This is a genomic window from Dechloromonas sp. A34 (genome assembly GCF_026261605.1).
Taxonomy (GTDB): Bacteria; Pseudomonadota; Gammaproteobacteria; order Burkholderiales; family Rhodocyclaceae; genus Azonexus.
This window is the reverse complement of the sequence record NZ_CP102486.1, coordinates 3,540,236-3,560,224: the sequence shown is the minus strand read 5'-3', so window position 1 is coordinate 3,560,224 and position 19,989 is coordinate 3,540,236. Positions and strand designations below refer to the sequence as shown.

17 protein-coding genes are annotated in these 19,989 nt (G+C 61.2%); 4 read left to right on the top strand and 13 right to left on the bottom strand.

What is annotated here, in order from left to right:
• Positions 1-23: 23 nt before the first annotated feature.
• The 11 genes from NQE15_RS17805 to nosZ (NQE15_RS17755) all read right to left on the bottom strand — a co-directional run bounded on the left by NQE15_RS17805 (position 24) and on the right by nosZ (NQE15_RS17755) (position 15,018).
• Positions 24-989, bottom strand: a complete 966-nt coding sequence (locus tag NQE15_RS17805; protein ID WP_265943247.1) for a NapH/MauN family ferredoxin-type protein — start codon at positions 987-989, stop codon at positions 24-26.
• Entirely contained in the window at positions 986-1,840 is an 855-nt protein-coding gene (locus NQE15_RS17800; RefSeq protein ID WP_265943245.1) for a 4Fe-4S dicluster domain-containing protein, read from the bottom strand. Before NQE15_RS17800 ends, NQE15_RS17805 begins: the two co-directional genes overlap by 4 nt.
• Positions 1,837-3,201 (bottom strand): nitrous oxide reductase family maturation protein NosD, encoded by a 1,365-nt coding sequence (gene nosD, locus NQE15_RS17795; protein WP_265943243.1) that lies wholly within the window; start codon positions 3,199-3,201, stop codon positions 1,837-1,839. Before nosD ends, NQE15_RS17800 begins: the two co-directional genes overlap by 4 nt.
• 6 nt (positions 3,202-3,207) lie before the next feature.
• Positions 3,208-4,182, bottom strand: coding sequence for a hypothetical protein (locus tag NQE15_RS17790; protein WP_265943241.1), 975 nt, complete (start codon positions 4,180-4,182; stop codon positions 3,208-3,210).
• Between the two features lie 128 nt (positions 4,183-4,310).
• Entirely contained in the window at positions 4,311-5,036 is a 726-nt protein-coding gene (locus tag NQE15_RS17785) for a c-type cytochrome (RefSeq protein ID WP_265943239.1), read from the bottom strand.
• Positions 5,037-5,147: 111 nt separating this feature from the next.
• Complete coding sequence (locus NQE15_RS17780) at positions 5,148-5,456, bottom strand: c-type cytochrome (RefSeq protein WP_265943237.1); 309 nt, start codon at positions 5,454-5,456, stop codon at positions 5,148-5,150.
• A gap of 77 nt (positions 5,457-5,533) precedes the next feature.
• Positions 5,534-7,831: a Sec-dependent nitrous-oxide reductase gene (gene nosZ / locus NQE15_RS17775; protein WP_265943235.1), complete on the bottom strand. Its 2,298-nt coding sequence runs from the start codon at positions 7,829-7,831 to the stop codon at positions 5,534-5,536.
• Positions 7,832-8,155: 324 nt separating this feature from the next.
• Entirely contained in the window at positions 8,156-8,812 is a 657-nt protein-coding gene (locus tag NQE15_RS17770; protein WP_265943233.1) for a response regulator transcription factor, read from the bottom strand.
• Positions 8,809-9,918, bottom strand: a complete 1,110-nt coding sequence (locus NQE15_RS17765) for a response regulator (protein ID WP_265943231.1) — start codon at positions 9,916-9,918, stop codon at positions 8,809-8,811. The genes NQE15_RS17770 and NQE15_RS17765 overlap by 4 nt, the downstream gene beginning before the upstream one ends.
• Before the next feature lie 2 nt (positions 9,919-9,920).
• Positions 9,921-12,638: a response regulator gene (locus NQE15_RS17760; RefSeq protein WP_265943229.1), complete on the bottom strand. Its 2,718-nt coding sequence runs from the start codon at positions 12,636-12,638 to the stop codon at positions 9,921-9,923.
• 82 nt (positions 12,639-12,720) lie between these two features.
• A complete protein-coding gene (gene nosZ / locus NQE15_RS17755) occupies positions 12,721-15,018 on the bottom strand; it encodes a Sec-dependent nitrous-oxide reductase (protein ID WP_265943227.1) in 2,298 nt (765 codons plus the stop codon).
• A gap of 193 nt (positions 15,019-15,211) precedes the next feature.
• On the opposite strand from nosZ (NQE15_RS17755), the gene NQE15_RS17750 reads away from it, so the two are divergent.
• From NQE15_RS17750 to NQE15_RS17735, 4 genes are all read left to right on the top strand, one after another.
• Complete coding sequence (locus NQE15_RS17750) at positions 15,212-15,682, top strand: hypothetical protein (RefSeq protein WP_265943225.1); 471 nt, start codon at positions 15,212-15,214, stop codon at positions 15,680-15,682.
• Position 15,683: 1 nt separating this feature from the next.
• On the top strand, positions 15,684-16,286 hold the full coding sequence (locus NQE15_RS17745) for an SCO family protein (RefSeq protein WP_265943223.1): 603 nt from the start codon (positions 15,684-15,686) through the stop codon (positions 16,284-16,286).
• A 14-nt stretch (positions 16,287-16,300) separates the two neighbouring features.
• Complete coding sequence (locus NQE15_RS17740) at positions 16,301-16,762, top strand: copper chaperone PCu(A)C (protein ID WP_265943221.1); 462 nt, start codon at positions 16,301-16,303, stop codon at positions 16,760-16,762.
• A gap of 558 nt (positions 16,763-17,320) precedes the next feature.
• Positions 17,321-18,079: an MlaC/ttg2D family ABC transporter substrate-binding protein gene (locus NQE15_RS17735; protein WP_265943219.1), complete on the top strand. Its 759-nt coding sequence runs from the start codon at positions 17,321-17,323 to the stop codon at positions 18,077-18,079.
• 64 nt (positions 18,080-18,143) lie between these two features.
• On the opposite strand, the gene NQE15_RS17730 is transcribed toward NQE15_RS17735, so the two are convergent.
• Together NQE15_RS17730 and NQE15_RS17725 are read right to left on the bottom strand one after the other, a co-directional pair.
• Positions 18,144-18,677: a response regulator transcription factor gene (locus tag NQE15_RS17730; RefSeq protein WP_265943217.1), complete on the bottom strand. Its 534-nt coding sequence runs from the start codon at positions 18,675-18,677 to the stop codon at positions 18,144-18,146.
• On the bottom strand, positions 18,677-19,933 hold the full coding sequence (locus tag NQE15_RS17725) for an ATP-binding protein (protein ID WP_265943215.1): 1,257 nt from the start codon (positions 19,931-19,933) through the stop codon (positions 18,677-18,679). The genes NQE15_RS17730 and NQE15_RS17725 overlap by 1 nt, the downstream gene beginning before the upstream one ends.
• Positions 19,934-19,989 lie beyond the last annotated feature (56 nt).

Genomic DNA, 19,989 nt, shown 5'->3' with positions numbered 1-19,989 from the left:
AAATGGTGCGCTTGAGTAGGGCATCAGAGCAGCTTCGACAATCCCTTGACCTCATAGCGCAGGGCGCCGCTCGGGCAGATGTCGACGCACAGGCCGCAGCGCGTGCAGTCCGGGCCGAGGCCCATCTGTTCCTCGCTGGCCCGGCCTTTGACGGTGACATCGAGGACGTGCGGCACCAGGCAGACCTTGCGGCAGTCGCCCTCATGGAAACAGTGTTCGACGTGGTAGGTGATCTGCAGCGGCGAGATCGCTCCCACCGCGCCGTAGGTCAGGCCGATCGGGCAGACGTAGCGGCACCAGGCACGGCGCGAGTAGAAAGTCTCGAAGAGCAGCAGCAGGCCGACCCAACCCAGCGCCAGGCCCGGGCCGTAGATCAGGGCGCGTGACAGGATACCGGTCGGCGACAGCGTTTCGAACACGGTGTAGCCGGTGACGATGGCGAGCAGCGCGAAGAGCAGCCAGAAGACGGTGCGTGTACCGCGGTGGAATTCGTGGTCGGTGACTATCTTCTTCTCGACCAGCTTCAGGTGCAGGGCTTCCGTCCATTCCGCCAGCAGGTGGTAGGGGCAGACCCAGGAGCAGAAGGTCCGGCCGCCCAGCAGCACCCAGAGCAGGAAGACGGTGAAGGTGCCGATCACCAGGTTAACGATGATGTGCTTGTGGGCCAGCATTACCTGCAGCGCCGAATTGAGGTCGATCAGGTGGAAACCCACGAAGCGCGAGGCGGTCAGCGCACCCTCGAGGATCTGGATATCGAGCCAGAAGGAGAAGACGAACAGTAGGTTGGTTGCGATCAGCACCGCCCACCGGCGGTTGCGCCACTTGTGGCTGATCGCGTGGTGCTCGCGGGCGTGGAGCTTTTCCTTGATGTAACGGTCCTTGTCCTCGTACTTGAGGAACATGATCTTCTGGACCTGGTCAGTGACTTTCTCCGGCTTTTTCGGGGCGGCCCCGAGCATGCCCATGAACAGATCGGCAAAGCGGCTCATGCCTGCTCTCCCTTCCAGGTCGCCTGGGCGTCGATGACGATGGCGGCCGGTTCGACCGGGCAGATCATTTCGCAGACGCCGCAGCCGACGCAGGGCTCGAGGACGACCGGGGTCATGCGCGCGACCCCGTCGCTGCCGGTGAGCGGGCGCAGTTCGATGGCGTTCTTGACCGGGCATTCACGGACGCAGAGATCGCACAGCGGCAGGTCGTAGGGATGGTCGCGCACGGGAATCGGCTTCCAGCGGTCGACGTCCATGTAACGCATGGTGCCCTTGAAAGCGGCACCCCGCGCTTGCCCCTTGAAGCCTTTGCCCTGCACGGCGAGGCAGGATTCCGGGCGGGCCAGGCGGGCGATGCCGGTGCGCTCCTTGAGATTCAGCGTGTTCTCGGCGTCCTTTTCCTTGGCTTTCAGAATCGGCGCGGCAGCGAGCAGGGCGCCTTCGCGGACATTCATGAAGGCCGGCTTCTTGTAAGTCAGGGCACCGGTCGGGCAGGCCAGGATGCATTGCACGGCGTCGCAGGAAAAATCGCAGGCCTGGTCGCGCGATTCGATGTACGGGACGCCGATGCCGAAACCATCGTCCAGGTCGCCGAGCTTGATGGCCTGTACCGGGCAGACCTGGACGCACTGGCCGCACTTGATGCACGACGAAAGGAAGTCGGCCTCGTTGAGCGCGCCGGGCGGGCGCAGCTTGGTATTCCGCGCATTGACGAGGGGAATGTAGCCGAGCAGCGAAAGACCAATCACCCCGCCGGCGAGGCCGACCGAGCGCAGGAACTTGCGTCGGGCCTTCTGTGCCTTCTCGATCGAAATGGCAGGCTTGCGTGGTATTTCGGCTGGGGTGTTCATGACTGGGCAAGCCGCTGCGGTTTGTTGAAGAGTGGCTTCTCGTCGCGCAGGATCAGGTCGGGTGTCGAGAAGGGGGCCAGGCGCTCGAGGAAATCGAGCAGTTCCATGACCGGTGAGCTGCGGAAGAAGCGGGCGACCGGCATCTCCATCCAGATCTGGTCGGCGTAGGCGTGGAGTTCGTGAGTGCGGTCGCCGACGCCGTCGCCGTCGCGGTCGAAGCCTTGGTAGTCGTCCCAGAAATTGCCGATCCAGACGTTTTTCGGGCTGTTGTTGTTGTCGCCGTGGCCGCCGTAGCCGACCTGGGTCAGGTTGCCCTCGAAAGTGTTGCCGAGCAGGTTGTTGCCGCCGGTCTCGCTGTTGAACAGGATGCCGATGCCATTGTAGGCGAAGCGGTTGCCGCGAATCTCGATACTGCTGTCGGGCTGGAACGGCGAGAGATCGGAACCGATGCCGATGCCGCAGTAGATGATCTCGTTGTTCTCGATCAGAGTGCCGGAAGCTTCCTTGAAACCGATGCCCATGCCGGTGGCGCCGGTGGCGTGCGAAATCACGTTGTTGCGGACGGTGCCGCCCTCGGTGTACATGAAGTACACGCCGACGGCGTTGTCGTAGAACTGGTTGCGCTCGACGCTGTTGTCGTTGGCGAACATGAAGTGGATGGAATAGCGGCTGCGCCGGCCGAGATTGTCGCGGAAGATGTTGCGGTGCGAATACCAGGCGACCATGTCGCGCGAGTCGATGATGCGGTTCTTCTCGACGATATTGTCGTTGCTGTACCAGAGGCGCAGGCCGTCGCCGCGGACGCCGAGTTCGAAGGCCTTGGAGCGGATTTCGTTGCCGCGGATCAGGTTGTGGTTGGACTGCTTGAAATCCAGACCGAACAGGCAGTTGTCGGCCTTGATGTTCTCGATCACGTTGTGGTTGCCGCGGACGTCGAGGCAGGAGTCGTCGGTGTCGTGGGAATCGCCGGAACCGGTCAGGTGGAGGCCGCGCAGCACGGAATTGCTGGCGTTCAGGATCATCACCGTACCCTTGTCGCCGGAGTCGATGGTGACCTGGTCGCCACCATCGATGGTCAGCGGCTTGTCGATGACCACTGGTCCGGCGTAGATGCCGGGCGGCGGCTTGAGTACCGAACCGGCGGGGGCATTGTCGACCAGTTCCTGGAAGGGTTTCAGGCCATGCACCCGCTTGTCGCGCTCGTGGAGCATGAAGGTCTGCTTCGGGCGGTCGATGCCGACCCGTGGCGCGGTACTCAGATCGGCGTTCGAGCCGCGTTCCTGCTGCGTGTTGCCGACGCTGAAGGCCAGCATCAGCGCAGTCGCCAGTGTCGCCTTGCCGAGTTTGCTCAGGGTGCGCATGACCGCTTACTCGACCTGGCCTTCACGCAGTTGCTTGCGGCGAATCAGCAGCGCCAGCATCATGCAGACGAAAATGATGACCAGCAGGCCGTAGCCCCAGTACGGGTAGGAGAAAGTCGAGAACTGCGCGACCTTGCCTTCGCCGAACACGGTGGGCATGAACGGCTTGACGGTGAAGGCGCCCCACGGGTGCATGTTGTGGCCGAAGAACCACAGCCAGCCGGCGTAGGTGATGACGAAGAATACCGGCAGCAGGGCGGGGACCAGGGCCAGTAGCAACTGGAAGGGGCGAATCTTGGCGACGCCGGCGATGACCACGCCCATCACCGCGATCAGCCCGAAGATGACGACGGTCGAGATGTTGCGGACGTTGTCGCCCCAGACCTTGATCCGTTCCATGTCCTTGAAGAAAGTGCCGGATTCCTGCATGTAGGCCTGGACATGGCTTTCCAGATGGCCCAGGGCAAACTGGTCGATCAGCATCCAGGCGGCGACCCCGGCGAATCCCGCGCCCAGGGTGGTCAGGCGGGCTTTTTTGGTGGTCGTCGCAAAGGCCAGCATCATCACCGCGAAGAAGCCGAAGAAGAACTTGGCCAGAGGCTTTTCGACCGGGGCGCCGGTGGCGATCGGGTACATCCCGACGTAGTGATTGATGGTATTCATTTCATGGACGCAATCGAGACCTTCGGCACCCTTGTTCAGGTCTTTCTTGCTGTCGGTGATCGGGTTGTAGCGTTCGTCCTCATGGGAGAGATCCTTCTGGATGATCTCGCCGGCCATCCGCGTGCCCTTGCCGGCTGCCGTGCAGCCGTTATAGACCCCGTCGAAATGGAAGTGGATGCGGATGCCGTCCGGGAAGGCATCCGGCGGGTAATTCGGAGCGGTCAGGGAAACCCACCAGATCGGTGCGAAATAGGCGGCGATCAGCGCAACCAGCGCGATCAGACTCAGGCCGCCGACGATTTTGTTTTGCTTTTCCATTTTCGCTGTTCTCTCTGTGTTCTCGTGCATCTCTATTCCTCCCGCTTGAATGAGGAGGTGGGGGATGTGTTGATTCACCGATCGGGATACGCATCCCCCGGCCCACCCGTCTCGGGTGGGCAAAACGCTTACTTCTTCTTGGCGGCCTTCGGCTTGCACATGTTGCCCGGCATCACCAGGCTGGACTGGTAGGCGGAAATCGCCACCAACTGGTCATTGCTGTAGGGCTTGATGACCTTGACCATGTCCGGATTTGCATTGCGGCGGTGACCGTCGCGGATTTCAGTCATCTGGCGCAACAGGTACTTGTAGTGCTGGCCGGCGATGACCGGGTAGAACTTTTCCTTGTTGCCTTCGCCATTCTTGCCGTGGCATTCCAGACACTGCTTTTCATACAGATCCTTGCCCTTGGCGACCTGCATCGCGGCATCCGGACCCTCGTATTTGCCATGCTCAAGCGGGATGCACAGGCTGTTGATGTAGGCGGCGGCATCGGCAAGTTCCTGCGGGTCGACCAGAGTGGCGGCGAAGGGGTACATGGTCGGGTTGTCGCGCAGGCCGGCGCGGATGTCGGCCATCTGCTTGATCAGCACCGTGGAGTGCTGGCCGGCGAGCTGCGGGAAGGTGCCGTCCGGGCGACCGGCACCCGAGGGCAGGTGGCAGGCGCCGCAGATTTCATAGACTTCCTGGCCGTTCTTGACGTCGCCTTTCTTGTGCAAAGCCTCGACCTTTTCGCCTTCCTGGGCGTTCCATTTGTAGTCCTTGCCTTCGATGCCCTGCTGTTTGGGGGCTGGCGGGGCGGCAATCGCGATGCCTGCGCTGAGCAGGCCGATCAGCAGAAGAGATGCTTTCATGTTCGGTATCCTTTGTGGCGGGTGATTCGGAACGCTGGGTTGATTATCGATTGATGAATATCAGCATTCATTGATGTTTGTCATATGCCCTGCAATCCGGGCTTTTCTGGCTTATTTCAGTTTCGACAGGTACTCGGCGATCGCCTTGATTTCCTCGTCGTTGACCAGGTGCATGACGCCCTTCATCGCGGCGGTCTGACCGTTGTTGCGGGCACCGCTCTTGATGTCCTTCATTTGCTGTTCGGCATAGGCAGCGTTCTGGCCGGCCAGCTTCGGATAGTTGGGCATCAGCGGCTTGTCGGCCTTGGCGCCGTGGCAGGCATTGCAGGTCTTTTCGGCAAACAGCTTGGCGCCGTCCGGAGCGGCGATGGCGGGTGCGGCGACGAGCGCGGCGGTGATCAGAGTGATTACGAATTTCATGGCTTTTCCCTATTTTAAGAAACCGGGGGTAGATTGACGGTCACCCCCGATTCCTGCCTTAAGTCATATCAAGTTTTCTACTTCGTCTTCTTAGCGCCGTTCTGCTCGAGATAGGTCTTGGCACGCAGGCCGATGTCGGCGGCCTTGACCTGGTACTGCCAGACCTGCTCGGCCCAGAGATTGGCCTGATCCCAATCCTTCTTGGCGGCAGCGGCTTCGTGCTTGGCCTTGGCATCCTTCATCTTGTTGAGCTGATCGGTAGCGTCCTCGACCATCGCCACGACATCCGGGAAGTCCTTGTAATTGACGCTGGTGATGTAGCCGACCACGGAATCGATGACGACCTGGGTATCCACCACCTTCTTCACAGTCGCCTTGTAGTCGGCTTCGGTGTAGTTGGCCTTGGCGGCTTCCTGGGTCTTACCCGGCTTCCAGCCCTTCGGCTTGACCAGCAGGTAACCCTGCATTTCAAGGTGCAGCGCCGAGCAGAACTCCGTGCAGTAGTACGGATAGACGCCTTCCTTGTCGGCCTTGAACTTGACGGTCACCGTCTTGCCCGGCTCGATGGAGGCATGGACGTTGTAAGTCGACACCGCGAAACCGTGGGTTTCATCCTGGGCCCGTTCGAGGTTGGTCAGGTGAATGGTGATTTCGTCGCCGACTTCCGCCTCGATCGTTTCCGGCGTGATGTGCGAACGGATCAGCGTACCCTTGACCTCGATCTTGTTGCCCTTCTTGGTGGTTTCCTCCTCGCCGGCGCGAACCATGCCCGGATGCGGCTTGTCGGTACGGGAATCGGTACCCACCTTGTAACGGACGCCCGGCTTCAGCTTGGCGGCTTCGATGGCGACCACGTAGTGCGGCTCACCGAGCGGCAAGGGCATGTCGTAGAGGAGCTGCATCTTGTCGTTCGAAATATCGATCAACTGATGGTTCTGCGGATGAAGCGGGCCCACCGGGTTGAAACGATCGATCGACAACTTGTTCAGCGCCACCAGATAACGCCCCTTCGGATCGGCCGAATCACCCTCCATGGTCATCAGGTGACCGATGTTGTAATGCACGGAGATCTTGTCGAGCACCTTGCCTTCACAGTGATTCCATTTGACGACCTGGGAATCGACATACAGTGAGGTGTAGGCGATACACGGCTTCGAATCGTACTGGGTATGCAGCGGGCCGAGGCCGAGCTGGACCTGGGCATGCAGCGCATCCTTCATGCCGATCACCGGAATGCCGTACGGATCCTTGGATTCGAACTTGCCGGCCTTGATCGCCGCCTGGATCTTCTCGAAGGAGAAGACCGAGACATGGGTGTCGAGCTTGCCGGCGACGGTCAGGAACTTGCCGTCCGGGGTGACATCGACGCCGTGCGGCGATTTCGGTTCCGGAACCAGGAAGAGGATGCCTTCCTTGATCGCGGTTTCCATCATCAGCACCTTGTGGCCGTTGATGGTCTTGGCCTTGCCGGCGGCGACCAGCTCGGCCGCCTTCTTCCAGTTGATCACGTGCAGATAGTCGGTGTCCTTGGCGGAACAGCCGGCTTCATACGGCGGACGACCCTTCTCGATGCCGCCGACGTAACGCTCGGAACAGAAAGAGTTGGTGAACGACCAGCCATCGGATGGGCCTTTACCGGCATCCGACAAATCCTGAGAGTAGGGCGGCAGTTCGAGCGAGAACGACTGCTTCGGATCGATGCGGCCTTCCTTCCTGTCGAACTTCCAGTAAGTGATGCCACCGCGATACTTCTCGTTGAACTCCTCGAGCGGCTGGAACTTCTTGTTCTCGAGCGGCGTGGCGTACTGGGCGGCTTCGATGACGTACTCGGAATTCGGCGTCACGAAGGCGCCGCCGTGTTCCGACTTGAAGATCGGATTGACCACGATCTGCTTGGTCTCGAAGTCGCGCAGGTCGATCACGGCGAGGCGCGGGTTGGCCTTGTCGTTGATGAACAGGAACTGGCCGTCGTACTTGCCCTGGGTTTCGGAAATCGCCGGGTGGTGCGTATCGCCCCAGTTGATTTCCTTGCCGTCGATATTGCCCTGGCGCAGCACGGACTTGGAGTTCTCGTCGAAGCCGTAGCCCTGCCAGGGTTCCGGTGTAAACACGCCGATGTACTTCAGGATGCGCATCGACGGGATGCCATAGACGATGACCTGACCGGACTGACCGCCCGAACTGAAGGCCAGGAACTCATCACGCTTGCCGGTCGGGACATAAGTCTTGGATGCAGCCAGCAGATCCTGCTGGCTCAGACCACGACGTTTCATCACGTCCTGCAGCGATTCGGCCGACCACGCCGTACTCGCCGCTCCCCAGCCAATTCCGGCTGCTACCAGCACGGTGACGGTTTGTTTTATACGGGTTTTCATATTGACACTCCCATGTATCGATTGAAGTTCTACTTCTTGTTCCGACTGCATTGCCTTGCGGTGAAATGCCACTGCGGCAATCTGTCGCATGTGGGGCAGTGTAGGCTCGACGGATAGCGGAAGACAGGTAAGGACAACTGATTCCCGCGGTGGGAAGACGCCAGGGGTATTGTAGGAATATTCCTAGCGATGACACTGGCGTTATGATCCTGGTCTACCGTCCGAAATTTTTCTGTGCGTTATCGCACATAGGGAGAGCAGTGGCGGCCGACGCTGTCGTCGGCTGACCAGCCGGCTTGGAGTGCCGGCCGGCGGATGGCGTATTTACTCGGCCAGGCTGTCTACGCCATCGACCAGGTTGTGCCGGATGGCGTAGTGGATCAGGTCGGCGGTGTTGGCCAGCTCCATTTTTTCCAGAATCCGCGTCTTGTGCGTGCTCACGGTCTTGACGCTCAGATTCAGCTGGCGGCTGATGTCGGTAACCCCGTGGCCGCGCGCCACCAGCAGGAAGATCTGGTATTCGCGGTCGGTCAGGCGGCTGTGGGGAGCGCCGCCACTGCTCCCGGTCAGCATGTCGACGGCCAGTTTTTCGGCCACCGCCTGATCGATGAACAGGCCACCCCCGGCGACCTTGCGGATGGCCTGAACGAGCAGGGTTTCCGCGCTGTCCTTGCACAGGTAACCGGAAGCGCCGGCTTTCAGAGCGCGCACGGCGTAGAGGTCTTCCTTGTGCATGCTGAGGATCAGGATGGGCAGGCGGGGAAATTCCCCCTTGATCTGCTTGATCAGTTCGATGCCGCTCTTGCCCGGCATCGACAGGTCGAGCACGATGGCGTCCCATTTTTCGGCGCGGACCTGGGTCAGGACCTGGTAGCCGTCGCTGGCTTCGCCGCCGACGACGATGTCGCCGCTGTCCTGCAGGATGTGTTTGAGGCCGGCGCGCAGGATGTCGTGGTCATCGGCAATCAGTATCCGGATCATTTGCTTTCCCCTCGCTGTTTCGGGAGGCGCGCATCGATGCACGTTCCTTGTCCCGGCTGGCTGACGATTTCGATACGTCCGCCCAGTATTTTGACTCTTTCCTGCATGCCGAGCAGGCCAAAAGTCTTCTTTGCGCTGGTGGTTACGAAGCCGCAGCCGTCGTCTTCGACGCGCACCCTGATCTCGCCGTCACTTTCGTCGATCCCGACGGCGATGTGTTGCGCCGCGGCGTGCCGCGCGACATTGGTCAGCGATTCCTGGATGAGCCGGAAAATGGCCGTGGCCAATGCTCCGTCGATGGCGAATTCCTCCCTGTTCATGGTCAGCGTACAGGCGATGCCGGTCCGTTCCTGAAACTGGCTGACATGATGCTCGATCGCCGCGGCCAGCCCGAGTACATCGAGCATGCCGGGACGCAGGCCTTCGGAAATCCGGCGCAAGGAGGCGATCGTCCGTTCGACCAGGCCGTATGCCGCTTCGGCACGCTGTACCACCGGCGGCCCGAGTTGGCCGCATTTGTCCTTGAGCCAGCCGAGGTCGATGCGCAAGGCAGTCAGGGCCTGACCGAGTTCATCATGCAGTTCGCGGGCGATGCCCGAACGTTCCTCTTCGCGCACGGTTTGCAGGAAGCCGGCCAGTTCCTGCAGGCGGGTCTGCGATTCGTGAAGGCTGGTCTGCGCTTCGAGCAGTTGGGCGGTACGCTCGCCGACCCGCTCTTCGAGCCGCGACTGCAACTGGCGCAGCTCGACATGGGTACGCACGCGGGCCAGCACCTCTTCCGGCTGGTACGGTTTGGCAATGTAGTCGACGGCCCCCAGTTCGAAACCCTTCAACTTGTCACCCGCTTCGCGCAGGGCCGACAGGAAAATGACGGGAATGTCGCGGGTCCTCGGGTCGGCCTTCAATCGCTGGCAGACCTCATAGCCGTCAATCCCCGGCATCCGCACATCGAGCAGGATCAGGTCGGGCGGGCTGGCTTGGGCCGAGCGCAAAGCCATCCGTCCCTCAAGCGCCGGACGCACCGTGTAGCCGGCCTGGGACAGGAGTTGGGAGAGTAGTTCGAGAGAGGCTGGCGTATCCTCGACGACCAGAATTTCGGCGTTCATTTCTATTCCTCTGCTTCGAGAATGCCCAGTACCTGCCACAAGGCCTGATATTGGCGAGTGTTGGCGAATTCGCCAAGGCGCGCGGCGAGTTCCGGGTTTTCCCGGGCAATGAGGTGCAAGGCCTCGGAAATTTTTTCCGGGTTCAGCGAGAGCGCCGCCTGCGAAAGTCGGGTCCGTGCTTCGCTGCTCAAGCGGGCCAGATCTTCGGCGTTGATCCTGGGGACGGCATTTGGCGAGACGCGCTCGGCCTGTGATATCGGCACCGGCTCGCGGCTCAGGTGTAGGGGAAGATGTTTTTCCAGGATTTTTAACAGCTCGTCTTCTTCATAAGGCTTGCTGAGAAAATCGTTGGCGCCGGCCTGCAGGGCTTGCTGCCGGCTGTCTTGCGTCGCATTGGCGGTCAGCATGACGAGGCGTGGCTGCCTGATGCCGCTTCGAGTGCGTAGTCGCTTGATCAGTTCGAGACCGTTGTCGCCGGGCAGGAACCAGTCCATGAAAATCAGATCCGGCTGCCCGCTCGCGATTTCTGCCTCGGCTTCGGCCGCAGTGGAGGCTTCGCTGACCCTGAAAGCGAGCGGCTCAAGCAGCGACCTGACGAGTAGCCGGGCTTCCGGAATGTTGTCGACGATCAGGATGCGTTGGCCGTGATCCGGCGGTTCGATGCCGGTGACGCGTCCCTTGGCGGCTTTGCTTCCCGCCGTCTTGCCGCTTGCTACGGCAATCACGAAGCTGAAGGTGGAGCCCTGGTTGGGTGCCGACTCAAGCAGCAGATCGCCGCCCATCATCCGCACGTACTGCTGGCTGATCGTTAGCCCGAGACCGGTTCCCCCCTGGCGCGTGCCGCCGACCTGCTCGAAGGAATTGAAGATGCGCGAATGATCTTCCGCACGGATGCCGATCCCGGTATCGGTTACGCGAAAAGCCAGCTGCAGGCGGTCATCGCCCGCCTCGCTGGCCTCGACAGCGAGCGTCACCGAGCCTTCCGGCGTGAACTTGATGGCATTGGACAGCAGGTTGAGCAGCACCTGCCGCAACATGACCGGATCGAGCATCACCGAGCGAGGCGGGGAGCGTAAATCCAGCTTCAGGGCAAGGCCGCTCTGCTCGGCGCGCAGGCTCATCATGTTGACTATGCCTTCGAGCAGTTCGGGCAGATCGACCTCTTCGACGCACACTTCCATCTTTCCCGATTCGATCTTGGACAGTTCCAGGATGTCGTTGATCAGCGTCAGCAGGTGGTTGCCGGAACTGTTGATGATTTCGACATTGCGGCGCTGGGTCGGGTTGAGCTGCGGGTCCTTTTCCATCAATTGCGAAAAGCCGATCACGGCATTGAGCGGCGTGCGCAGCTCATGACTCATGTTGGCGAGGAAAGTCGATTTCGAGCGGTTGGCGGCCTCCGCCTCGTCGCGCGCCTCGGTCAGTTCCTCGGTGCGCTGGCGCACCAAGTCCTCGAGGTGTTCCTGGTACTCCTGCAAGGCCTTCTCGTTGCGCTTGCGCTCCGAGATTTCCGAAAAGATCGAGATGAAACGCCTGATATTGCCGTCCGGTCCCTTGAGCGCCTGAATCGATATTTCCTCGGGGAAGATTTCCCCGGTCTTGCGTTGGTTCCAGAGTTCGCCGCGCCAGTGGCCGATAGTGGTGAGCTGGGCCCACAGCTTCTGGTAAAACGCTTCGTCATGGATGCCGGATTTGAGCAGGCGAGGGTTCTGGTTGATCACTTCGTCCCGCGAATAGCCCGAAATGCGGCAAAAAGCATCGTTTACCCAGAGTATTCGTCCTGTCGGATCGGTAATGATGGCGCCTTCCGCCATCGCCGCAAAAGCCATCTCGTTCTCGCGGCGCTCCTCGTCGCTGCGCAGCTTTTCCATGCTGCGGCGATGCGCGAAATAAGCAAAGGTGAACAGTGCGCTCAGCCCGAGGATCCAGATCCCGAAGTGCCAGTATTGAATGGCCCGCCAGGTCGGTTGCTGGGCCGTCCGATAGGCGTTCAGGTTGATCGAGATGGTGGCGCCGCCGCGCAGGCCTCCGACCGGGACCAGCGTATCGCGGTGGCATTCGAGGCATTCCTCTTCCATGCGCATCGGGATCATCGCCCGCATCAGTCCATGCTTGCCTTTTTTGGGCAGGACTTCGGTGACCATCTCGCCACCTTGCTCCAGGGCAGTCAGCGCTTTTTGTTCCCAGTCGTCCGGGGCGTTGTCCATGTTGCGCAGCTGTTTCGAGGTCAGCCGTTCGCGGCTGCCCGCCGCGTTCTGATTGCTCGCCTCCTGAATCGCCAGCAACAGATGGATCGGGGTAACGGTGACCAGACGCAAGGTTTCACCATTGCTGCGGATCGCTGTGAGCCGTTCTTCTTCGTCCAGCGAATTGATCGGCGGAATGTGCTCCTCGAGGATGAAAACCCCTTTGGCATTGGAGGCCCACTTCCGGATCGACATGTCTTTCTTGAGATTGGCGACGGCATCGATGCGAGCCAGGGCGCTGGCCGTCCGGTTCAACTGCTCGCGCTGGGTGAGCAGCGAGACGAGGACGAGCACGGTCCAGATGACGATTGCCAACAGGACCATCTTGCCGCCCGGCCAACGGCTCGAGAAATTATGTTTTGACGGCATTTTGCGGCTCAGGACCCCTGTGGCACTGGTTCTCCGCGACCGCGCTGCGGCTCGGAGATGAAACGGTGATAATCGTCTAGAGGTTAGCTCAGGCGGGGTATCCACGCCAGTTTACCCAGCTTGCGCGAGGAACGAAAAAAGGGGCAGATTGCTCTGCCCCCTTGCGATCCAGAAACATCAGGATGGCTTATTTCGTCTTCTTAGCGCCGTTCTGCTCGAGGTAGGTTTTTGCACGCAGGCCGATGTCGGCGGCCTTGACCTGGTACTGCCAGACCTGCTCGGCCCAGAGGTTGGCCTGGTCCCAATCCTTCTTGGCGGCAGCGGCTTCGTGCTTGGCCTTGGCATCCTTCATCTTGTTGAGCTGATCGGTAGCGTCCTCGACCATCGCCACGACATCCGGGAAGTCCTTGTAATTGACGCTGGTGATGTAGCCGACCACGGAATCGATGACGACCTGGGTATCCACCACCTTCTTCACAGTCGCCTTGTAGTCGGCTTCGGTGTAGTTGGCCTTGGCGGCTTCCTGGGTCTTACCCGGCTTCCAGCCCTTCGGCTTGACCAGCAGGTAACCCTGCATTTCAAGGTGCAGCGCCGAGCAGAACTCCGTGCAGTAGTACGGATAGACGCCTTCCTTGTCGGCCTTGAACTTGACGGTCACCGTCTTGCCCGGCTCGATGGAGGCATGGACGTTGTAAGTCGACACCGCGAAACCGTGGGTTTCATCCTGGGCCCGTTCGAGGTTGGTCAGGTGAATGGTGATTTCGTCGCCGACTTCCGCCTCGATCGTTTCCGGCGTGATGTGCGAACGGATCAGCGTACCCTTGACCTCGATCTTGTTGCCCTTCTTGGTGGTTTCCTCCTCGCCGGCGCGAACCATGCCCGGATGCGGCTTGTCGGTACGGGAATCGGTACCCACCTTGTAACGGACGCCCGGCTTCAGCTTGGCGGCTTCGATGGCGACCACGTAGTGCGGCTCACCGAGCGGCAAGGGCATGTCGTAGAGGAGCTGCATCTTGTCGTTCGAAATATCGATCAACTGATGGTTCTGCGGATGAAGCGGGCCCACCGGGTTGAAACGATCGATCGACAACTTGTTCAGCGCCACCAGATAACGCCCCTTCGGATCGGCCGAATCACCCTCCATGGTCATCAGGTGACCGATGTTGTAATGCACGGAGATCTTGTCGAGCACCTTGCCTTCACAGTGATTCCATTTGACGACCTGGGAATCGACATACAGTGAGGTGTAGGCGATACACGGCTTCGAATCGTACTGGGTATGCAGCGGGCCGAGGCCGAGCTGGACCTGGGCATGCAGCGCATCCTTCATGCCGATCACCGGAATGCCGTACGGATCCTTGGATTCGAACTTGCCGGCCTTGATCGCCGCCTGGATCTTCTCGAAGGAGAAGACCGAGACATGGGTGTCGAGCTTGCCGGCGACGGTCAGGAACTTGCCGTCCGGGGTGACATCGACGCCGTGCGGCGATTTCGGTTCCGGAACCAGGAAGAGGATGCCTTCCTTGATCGCGGTTTCCATCATCAGCACCTTGTGGCCGTTGATGGTCTTGGCCTTGCCGGCGGCGACCAGCTCGGCCGCCTTCTTCCAGTTGATCACGTGCAGATAGTCGGTGTCCTTGGCGGAACAGCCGGCTTCATACGGCGGACGACCCTTCTCGATGCCGCCGACGTAACGCTCGGAACAGAAAGAGTTGGTGAACGACCAGCCATCGGAGGGACCTTTACCGGCATCCGACAAATCCTGAGAGTAGGGCGGCAGTTCGAGCGAGAACGACTGCTTCGGATCGATGCGGCCTTCCTTCCTGTCGAACTTCCAGTAAGTGATGCCACCGCGATACTTCTCGTTGAACTCCTCGAGCGGCTGGAACTTCTTGTTCTCGAGCGGCGTGGCGTACTGGGCGGCTTCGATGACGTACTCGGAATTCGGCGTCACGAAAGCGCCGCCGTGTTCCGACTTGAAGATCGGATTGACCACGATCTGCTTGGTCTCGAAGTCGCGCAGGTCGATCACGGCGAGGCGCGGGTTGGCCTTGTCGTTGATGAACAGGAACTGGCCGTCGTACTTGCCCTGGGTTTCGGAAATCGCCGGGTGGTGCGTGTCGCCCCAGTTGATTTCCTTGCCGTCGATGTTGCCCTGGCGCAGCACGGCCTTGGAATTCTCGTCGAAGCCATAGCCCTGCCACGGTTCCGGCGTGAACACGCCGATGTACTTCAGGATGCGCATCGACGGAATACCATAGACGATGACCTGACCGGACTGACCGCCCGAACTGAAGGCCAGGAACTCGTCGCGCTTGCCGGTCGGGACATAGGTCTTGGACGCGGCCAGCAGATCCTGCTGGCTCAGGCCCCGACGCTTCATCACGTCCTGCAGCGATTCGGCCGACCACGCCGTACTCGCCGCTCCCCAGCCGATACCGGCTGCTACCAGCAGCACGGTGGATTTCACAACAAATTTTTTCATTTGAAACTCTCCCCTTGGAAACAAAATCCCGGATTTCCCACCCCATCGTCGCGGCGAATGTCCTAACCTGCGGCAATTTGTCGCACACTCTATTCCGAGCGAAGTGTGAAAAAATTGATGTCTGCTAATTCCGAAGCTTTGCGATGAAGGAAAATGCTCAATCGTCATTGGCTACGGGCCAGGAAACACAGTGGTGAACAAAAGAATCCTGTTTGACGTGATCGGCATCCTGCTCATCGCGCTGGTCGTCGTCGTCGGCTACAAGCTGTCGCCGATGCTGCTGCCCAAGGCCGATGTCACGGTCCAGCCCGACCCGGCTTGCGATTTGCAGCATCGGGCCTGCGCCGTCGAGTTGCCGGGCGGCCGCCGGGTGGAACTCTCCTCGAATGTCCGGCCGGTGCCGATGGTCAAGCCCTTCGCAATCGAGGTGACGACCGCCGGCTTTGAGCCGAGCCGGGTCGAAGTCGATTTCGCCGGTGTTGACATGAACATGGGCTACAACCGGCCCTTGCTCGCCGCCCAAGGCAACGGCCGCTATGCCGCCGAGGCGACCCTGCCGGTTTGCATTACCGGGCTGATGGATTGGCAGGTCACGGTGCTGATCGAAACCGGCAGCGAACGCATTGCCATTCCCTACCGATTGAGTTCAGGGGGCCCCCACTAAGATGTCTGAACGCGTATTGATGGTTATCGCCGGTCTGCTCGCCACGCTGGTGATCGGACTGGCCATCTTCTGGCAGCCGGCAATGCCCGAGCGGCCGTTACCGAAAACCGTGTTGCCGGTGGCTGGAGATTTCACGTTGCAGTCAGCCGTTGGCCCGGTTTCATTGAAGGATTACCAGGGCAAGGTCGTGCTGATCTATTTCGGTTACACCTACTGCCCCGACGTCTGCCCGACCTCGCTGGCGGCGACGGCGCAGGGCCTGGCGCTCCTGACGCCGGAAGAACTGGGCAAGGTGGCGATGATCTTCATTTCGGTCGATCCCGAACGCGATACGCCGGCCCGCCTGAAGGACTATGCCGAATTCTTCCACCCGGGCATCGTCGGAGTTACCGGCACGCCGGATAAGGTGGCCGAAGTAGCCAAACGCTACGGCGTGTTCTACGCCCGGCAGAAAGTCGATACGGCGGGGGGCGGCTATGTCGTCGATCACAGTTCGGATACCTATGTCGTCAGCCCGGACGGCAAGCTGATCGGCAAGATTGCCCATGCCACCGCGCCGGACCGGGTGGCCGCCGAGATTCGCAAACATTTGAACCAACCATGAAAGAGAGACACAGCATGAAACAACTATCGCTACTGGCCGCCGGCCTGATGTTCTCCGCTGGGGTGCTGGCTGCAGCGGCCGACCAGATTTCGGTGCAGGAACCTTATGTCCGCCTGGCGCCGCCCAATGCGCCGGCCACCGGTGCCTTCATGGTGATCAAGAACAACGGCGACAAGGACGTCAAGGTCGTCAAGGCCGACAACCCGGCGTCGAAGGTGACCGAGTTGCACACCCACTTGAACGAGGGCGGCGTCATGAAGATGCGCCCGGTGCCGGCGATCGAGATCAAGGCCAAGGGCGAAGCAGTACTCAAGCCGGGCGGCCTGCACGTCATGATGATCGACCTCAAGGCAGCGATGAAGGAAGGCGATGTCGTGCCGATCACGCTGACCTTCGACGACGGCAGCAGCAAGCAGGTCGACGCCAAAATCGTGCGCCCGATGCCCGCCGCCATGCCGATGGAACACAAGAAGTAACGAAAGCGCCGCTTCGCCTTGTCGGGCGACTGTGGCAAAGGCACCGTCTGGTATTGAGTATGAACGCCGCCGGCAGATTTTTCTGCCGGCGGCGTTTGGTCGTTAACGACGGGGTGGGCTGTTATGGCACTGGTCAGCGAGCCGAACGTGGGGTGATGGGACATGGTATCGGCGCATAAAACTAGATGTCTTTGACCCTGAGATTTGCAGCGCTATGTGCGACAGCAGACAGAGACGGGGCGACGGAAGGTGTATCAATGGCGTTACAAGCTTGGTTGTTTGCTTTCTCGTTCCGGCGTCGCTGGCCGGATAAAAGGAATCATGCGGCTTTCAACACCTTCCGCTATAACTAGGTGGCAAGCCGATGCACGTCATCTGGTTTTTGGGGTCCAGGCTCTGCTGCCTGGTGTATCGGCCGCTTTACAGTCGTCCTCGCATGCAAACCGAGGCGGCGCCGCAAGCGCATGTTTTTATTGGTTTAATCCGCCTGGCATGGCGATTGCGTATCCGATGCCTCGCACGGTCGACAGGTTCAACGGTTCGAAGGGGGAGGAAATCATGCAAAGCCTAGCCTTGAAAGTCATGGTCGTACTGGCCGCCGCCGTACCGCCCTCGTTTACCCCGGCACTGGATGAGGTGCGTGATACCCCGCCGGTGCAGGCTGCCGTCACGGCCAGCGAGACCGCCCCGGAGGAACTGCTGGGCACGGCCATCAGGGACTTGCTGCAAATCGCCCGCCTGCACGCGTCCGGGCAGGAACCGGCAAACCTCCCGGCCGGCAGCTTTACGGCCGCGGTAGAAGCGCGGGTGCGGCCCTTGTTCGATATTGATGCGATGACCAAACTGGCGCTCGGGCGCAACTGGCAGCTTGCCTCCGCCGAGCAGCAGACGGCCCTGGTTGGCGAGTTCGGACATTTGCTGGTGCAAACCTGCGTCTCGGCGCTGGTCAATGCCCAGAATCCGGAGATCGAGTTCAAGGCGTTGCCGCCGCTCGTAAAGGAGGGGACGGTTACCGTCCGCTCATTTGTCTCGCAGGGGGGCAGCAAGCCGCGGATCATCGATTACGACATGAAAAGAACCCCGGCCGGCTGGCGGGTGGTCGACATGAAGATGGATGGCTTGCGGCTGGCGGCCATTCACCGGAATGCCATTGACGAACTGGTCCGCGACAACGGCCTGGATGGTTTGCTCGCCTCGCTCACCGCTTGGAACCGGCGCAATGCCAACCCCGCTGCGGCGGATTCTCGCCAGCATTTCCCGGTCGCCTTGATCCTGATGCACATCGCCACGCAAAGAGGCTTGATCGGCGGCGGCTAGCCTCGCGCGAAGCTAGATGTTGACATAAACGATCGAAAAGATCGCTGTGGTGAGACGGGTACGTTCAGGTCCGGACCGGTCGTTTCGACAGCTTGCGCTGCAGAGTGCGGCGATGCATTTTCAGGGCGCGGGCGGTGGCCGAAATGTTGCCGTCGTTCTCGTTGAGGACGCGCTGGATGTGTTCCCATTCCAGCCGATCGACCGAGAGCGGTTCGTCGGAAGCCGGTTGGTCGATATTAGGGCTGTCGTCGGCCTCGAAGGCGGCCAGGATGGCTTCGATTTCGACGGGCTTGGCGAGGTACTGGACGGCGCCAAGCTTGACCGCATCGACCGCGGTGGCAATGCTGGCGTAGCCGGTCAGCACGACGATGCGGCAATCCGGGTTGATGGCCAGCAGCGGGGGAATCAGAGCCAGCCCCGAACTGCCGTTCAGATTGAGGTCGAGGACGACCCGCCCGGCCAGGGTCTGGCTGGCCGCGGCCAGCGCATCGCCCGGATTGAGTACGCCCTGGGCAGGGTGGCCCCGTCTTTCGAGGGTGCGGACGAGAATGGCGTTGAAGCTGGGGTCGTCGTCGATGACCAGGGTCAGTTCGTTCATCAGCTTGCCTGTGGAAGTTCGATGCGGGCGAGGGCGCCACCGTCGTCGGGGTTGAGCAGAGTCAGGCTGCCGCCCAGCTGCTCGATGGCGGAGCGAGTCAGCAGCAGGCCGACGCCGTTGCCGTGTTCGTGGGGTGGAAAACTGCGCTGGCCGCCCTGTTCGAGAACGGCTTGCGGGAAGCCGGGGCCATGGTCGCGAATGTCGATGCACAGGTTGCGGCTGCACCAGCCGAGGCGAATTTCGAGCGGCAGTGCCGTGGCATTGGCGGCGTTGTTCAGCAGGTTGAGCACAGCCTGTTCGAGGCGGGGGTCGGCGATGATATTCGGCGGTGTGCCGTCGCTGCCGATGATCAGGCGGCTGCCCGATTGCGGGCGGACGGCATGCCAGTGCTGGCGCAGGCCGTCGAGCCAGCGGTCGGCGGCTTCGAGCGGGGTATTCTCGAGTCGCTCGGCCCCGGCGCGCCGGGAGAGGCCGGTGATGATCTCCTTGCAGACGCCGATCTGCTGGCGGAGCAGGGCGACATCCTCGCGGGCGGCCTCCGGGATCGCCGGGTCGTTCGCCAGTTCGCCGGCGACCAGGGCCATCGTGGCGAGCGGCGTGCCGAGTTCGTGGGCGGCACCGGCGGCCAGCGTGCCCATCGCCATCACCCGTTCGTCGCGCAGGCCCTGTTCGCGGGCGGCGGCCAGTGCGGCGTCGCGCTGGCGGATGAGGCGGGTCATATGGACGACGAAGCCGGCGATGGTGATGGCCGAGACGACGAAGGTCAGCCACATGCCGATCAGGTGCAGGCGGGTGGCGCGGCTGGCATCGGCCATCGGTAGCGGGACATAGAAGAACATCAGCAGTGAATAGGCGAAGATGGCGCAGCCGCCGATTGCGACGACGCAACGCGTGGGCAGGGCCAGGGCGGCAATGGCGACCGGGGGCAGGAGCAGGGAGACCAGCGGATTGGTCGCGCCGCCGCTGAAGAAGACCAGGGCGCTCAGCGTGACGACGTCGAACAGCAACTGGCTGAACAGTTCGTAGGGGGTGGCCGTCTGGGCGCGCCGCAGTTGCCATTGGGCCATACCATTGAGAGCGGCAGCGACGCCGATGATACCGAGGAGGGGCAGTTGCGGCAGCGGAATGTCGAGGGCGGCGGGCGCGCTGCCGACGAGCAGGGCCGTTACGGCCAGTACCATCCAGCGCCCGGTGAGCAGGCGGCGCAGCGTGCCCAGATGCTCGGTACCATCGATCGTGCAGGGGATGAATGACATGAGCCGAATTATGCGTGATTTGTGTCAAATTTCGCTCGACCGGCCCGTGCGACAAT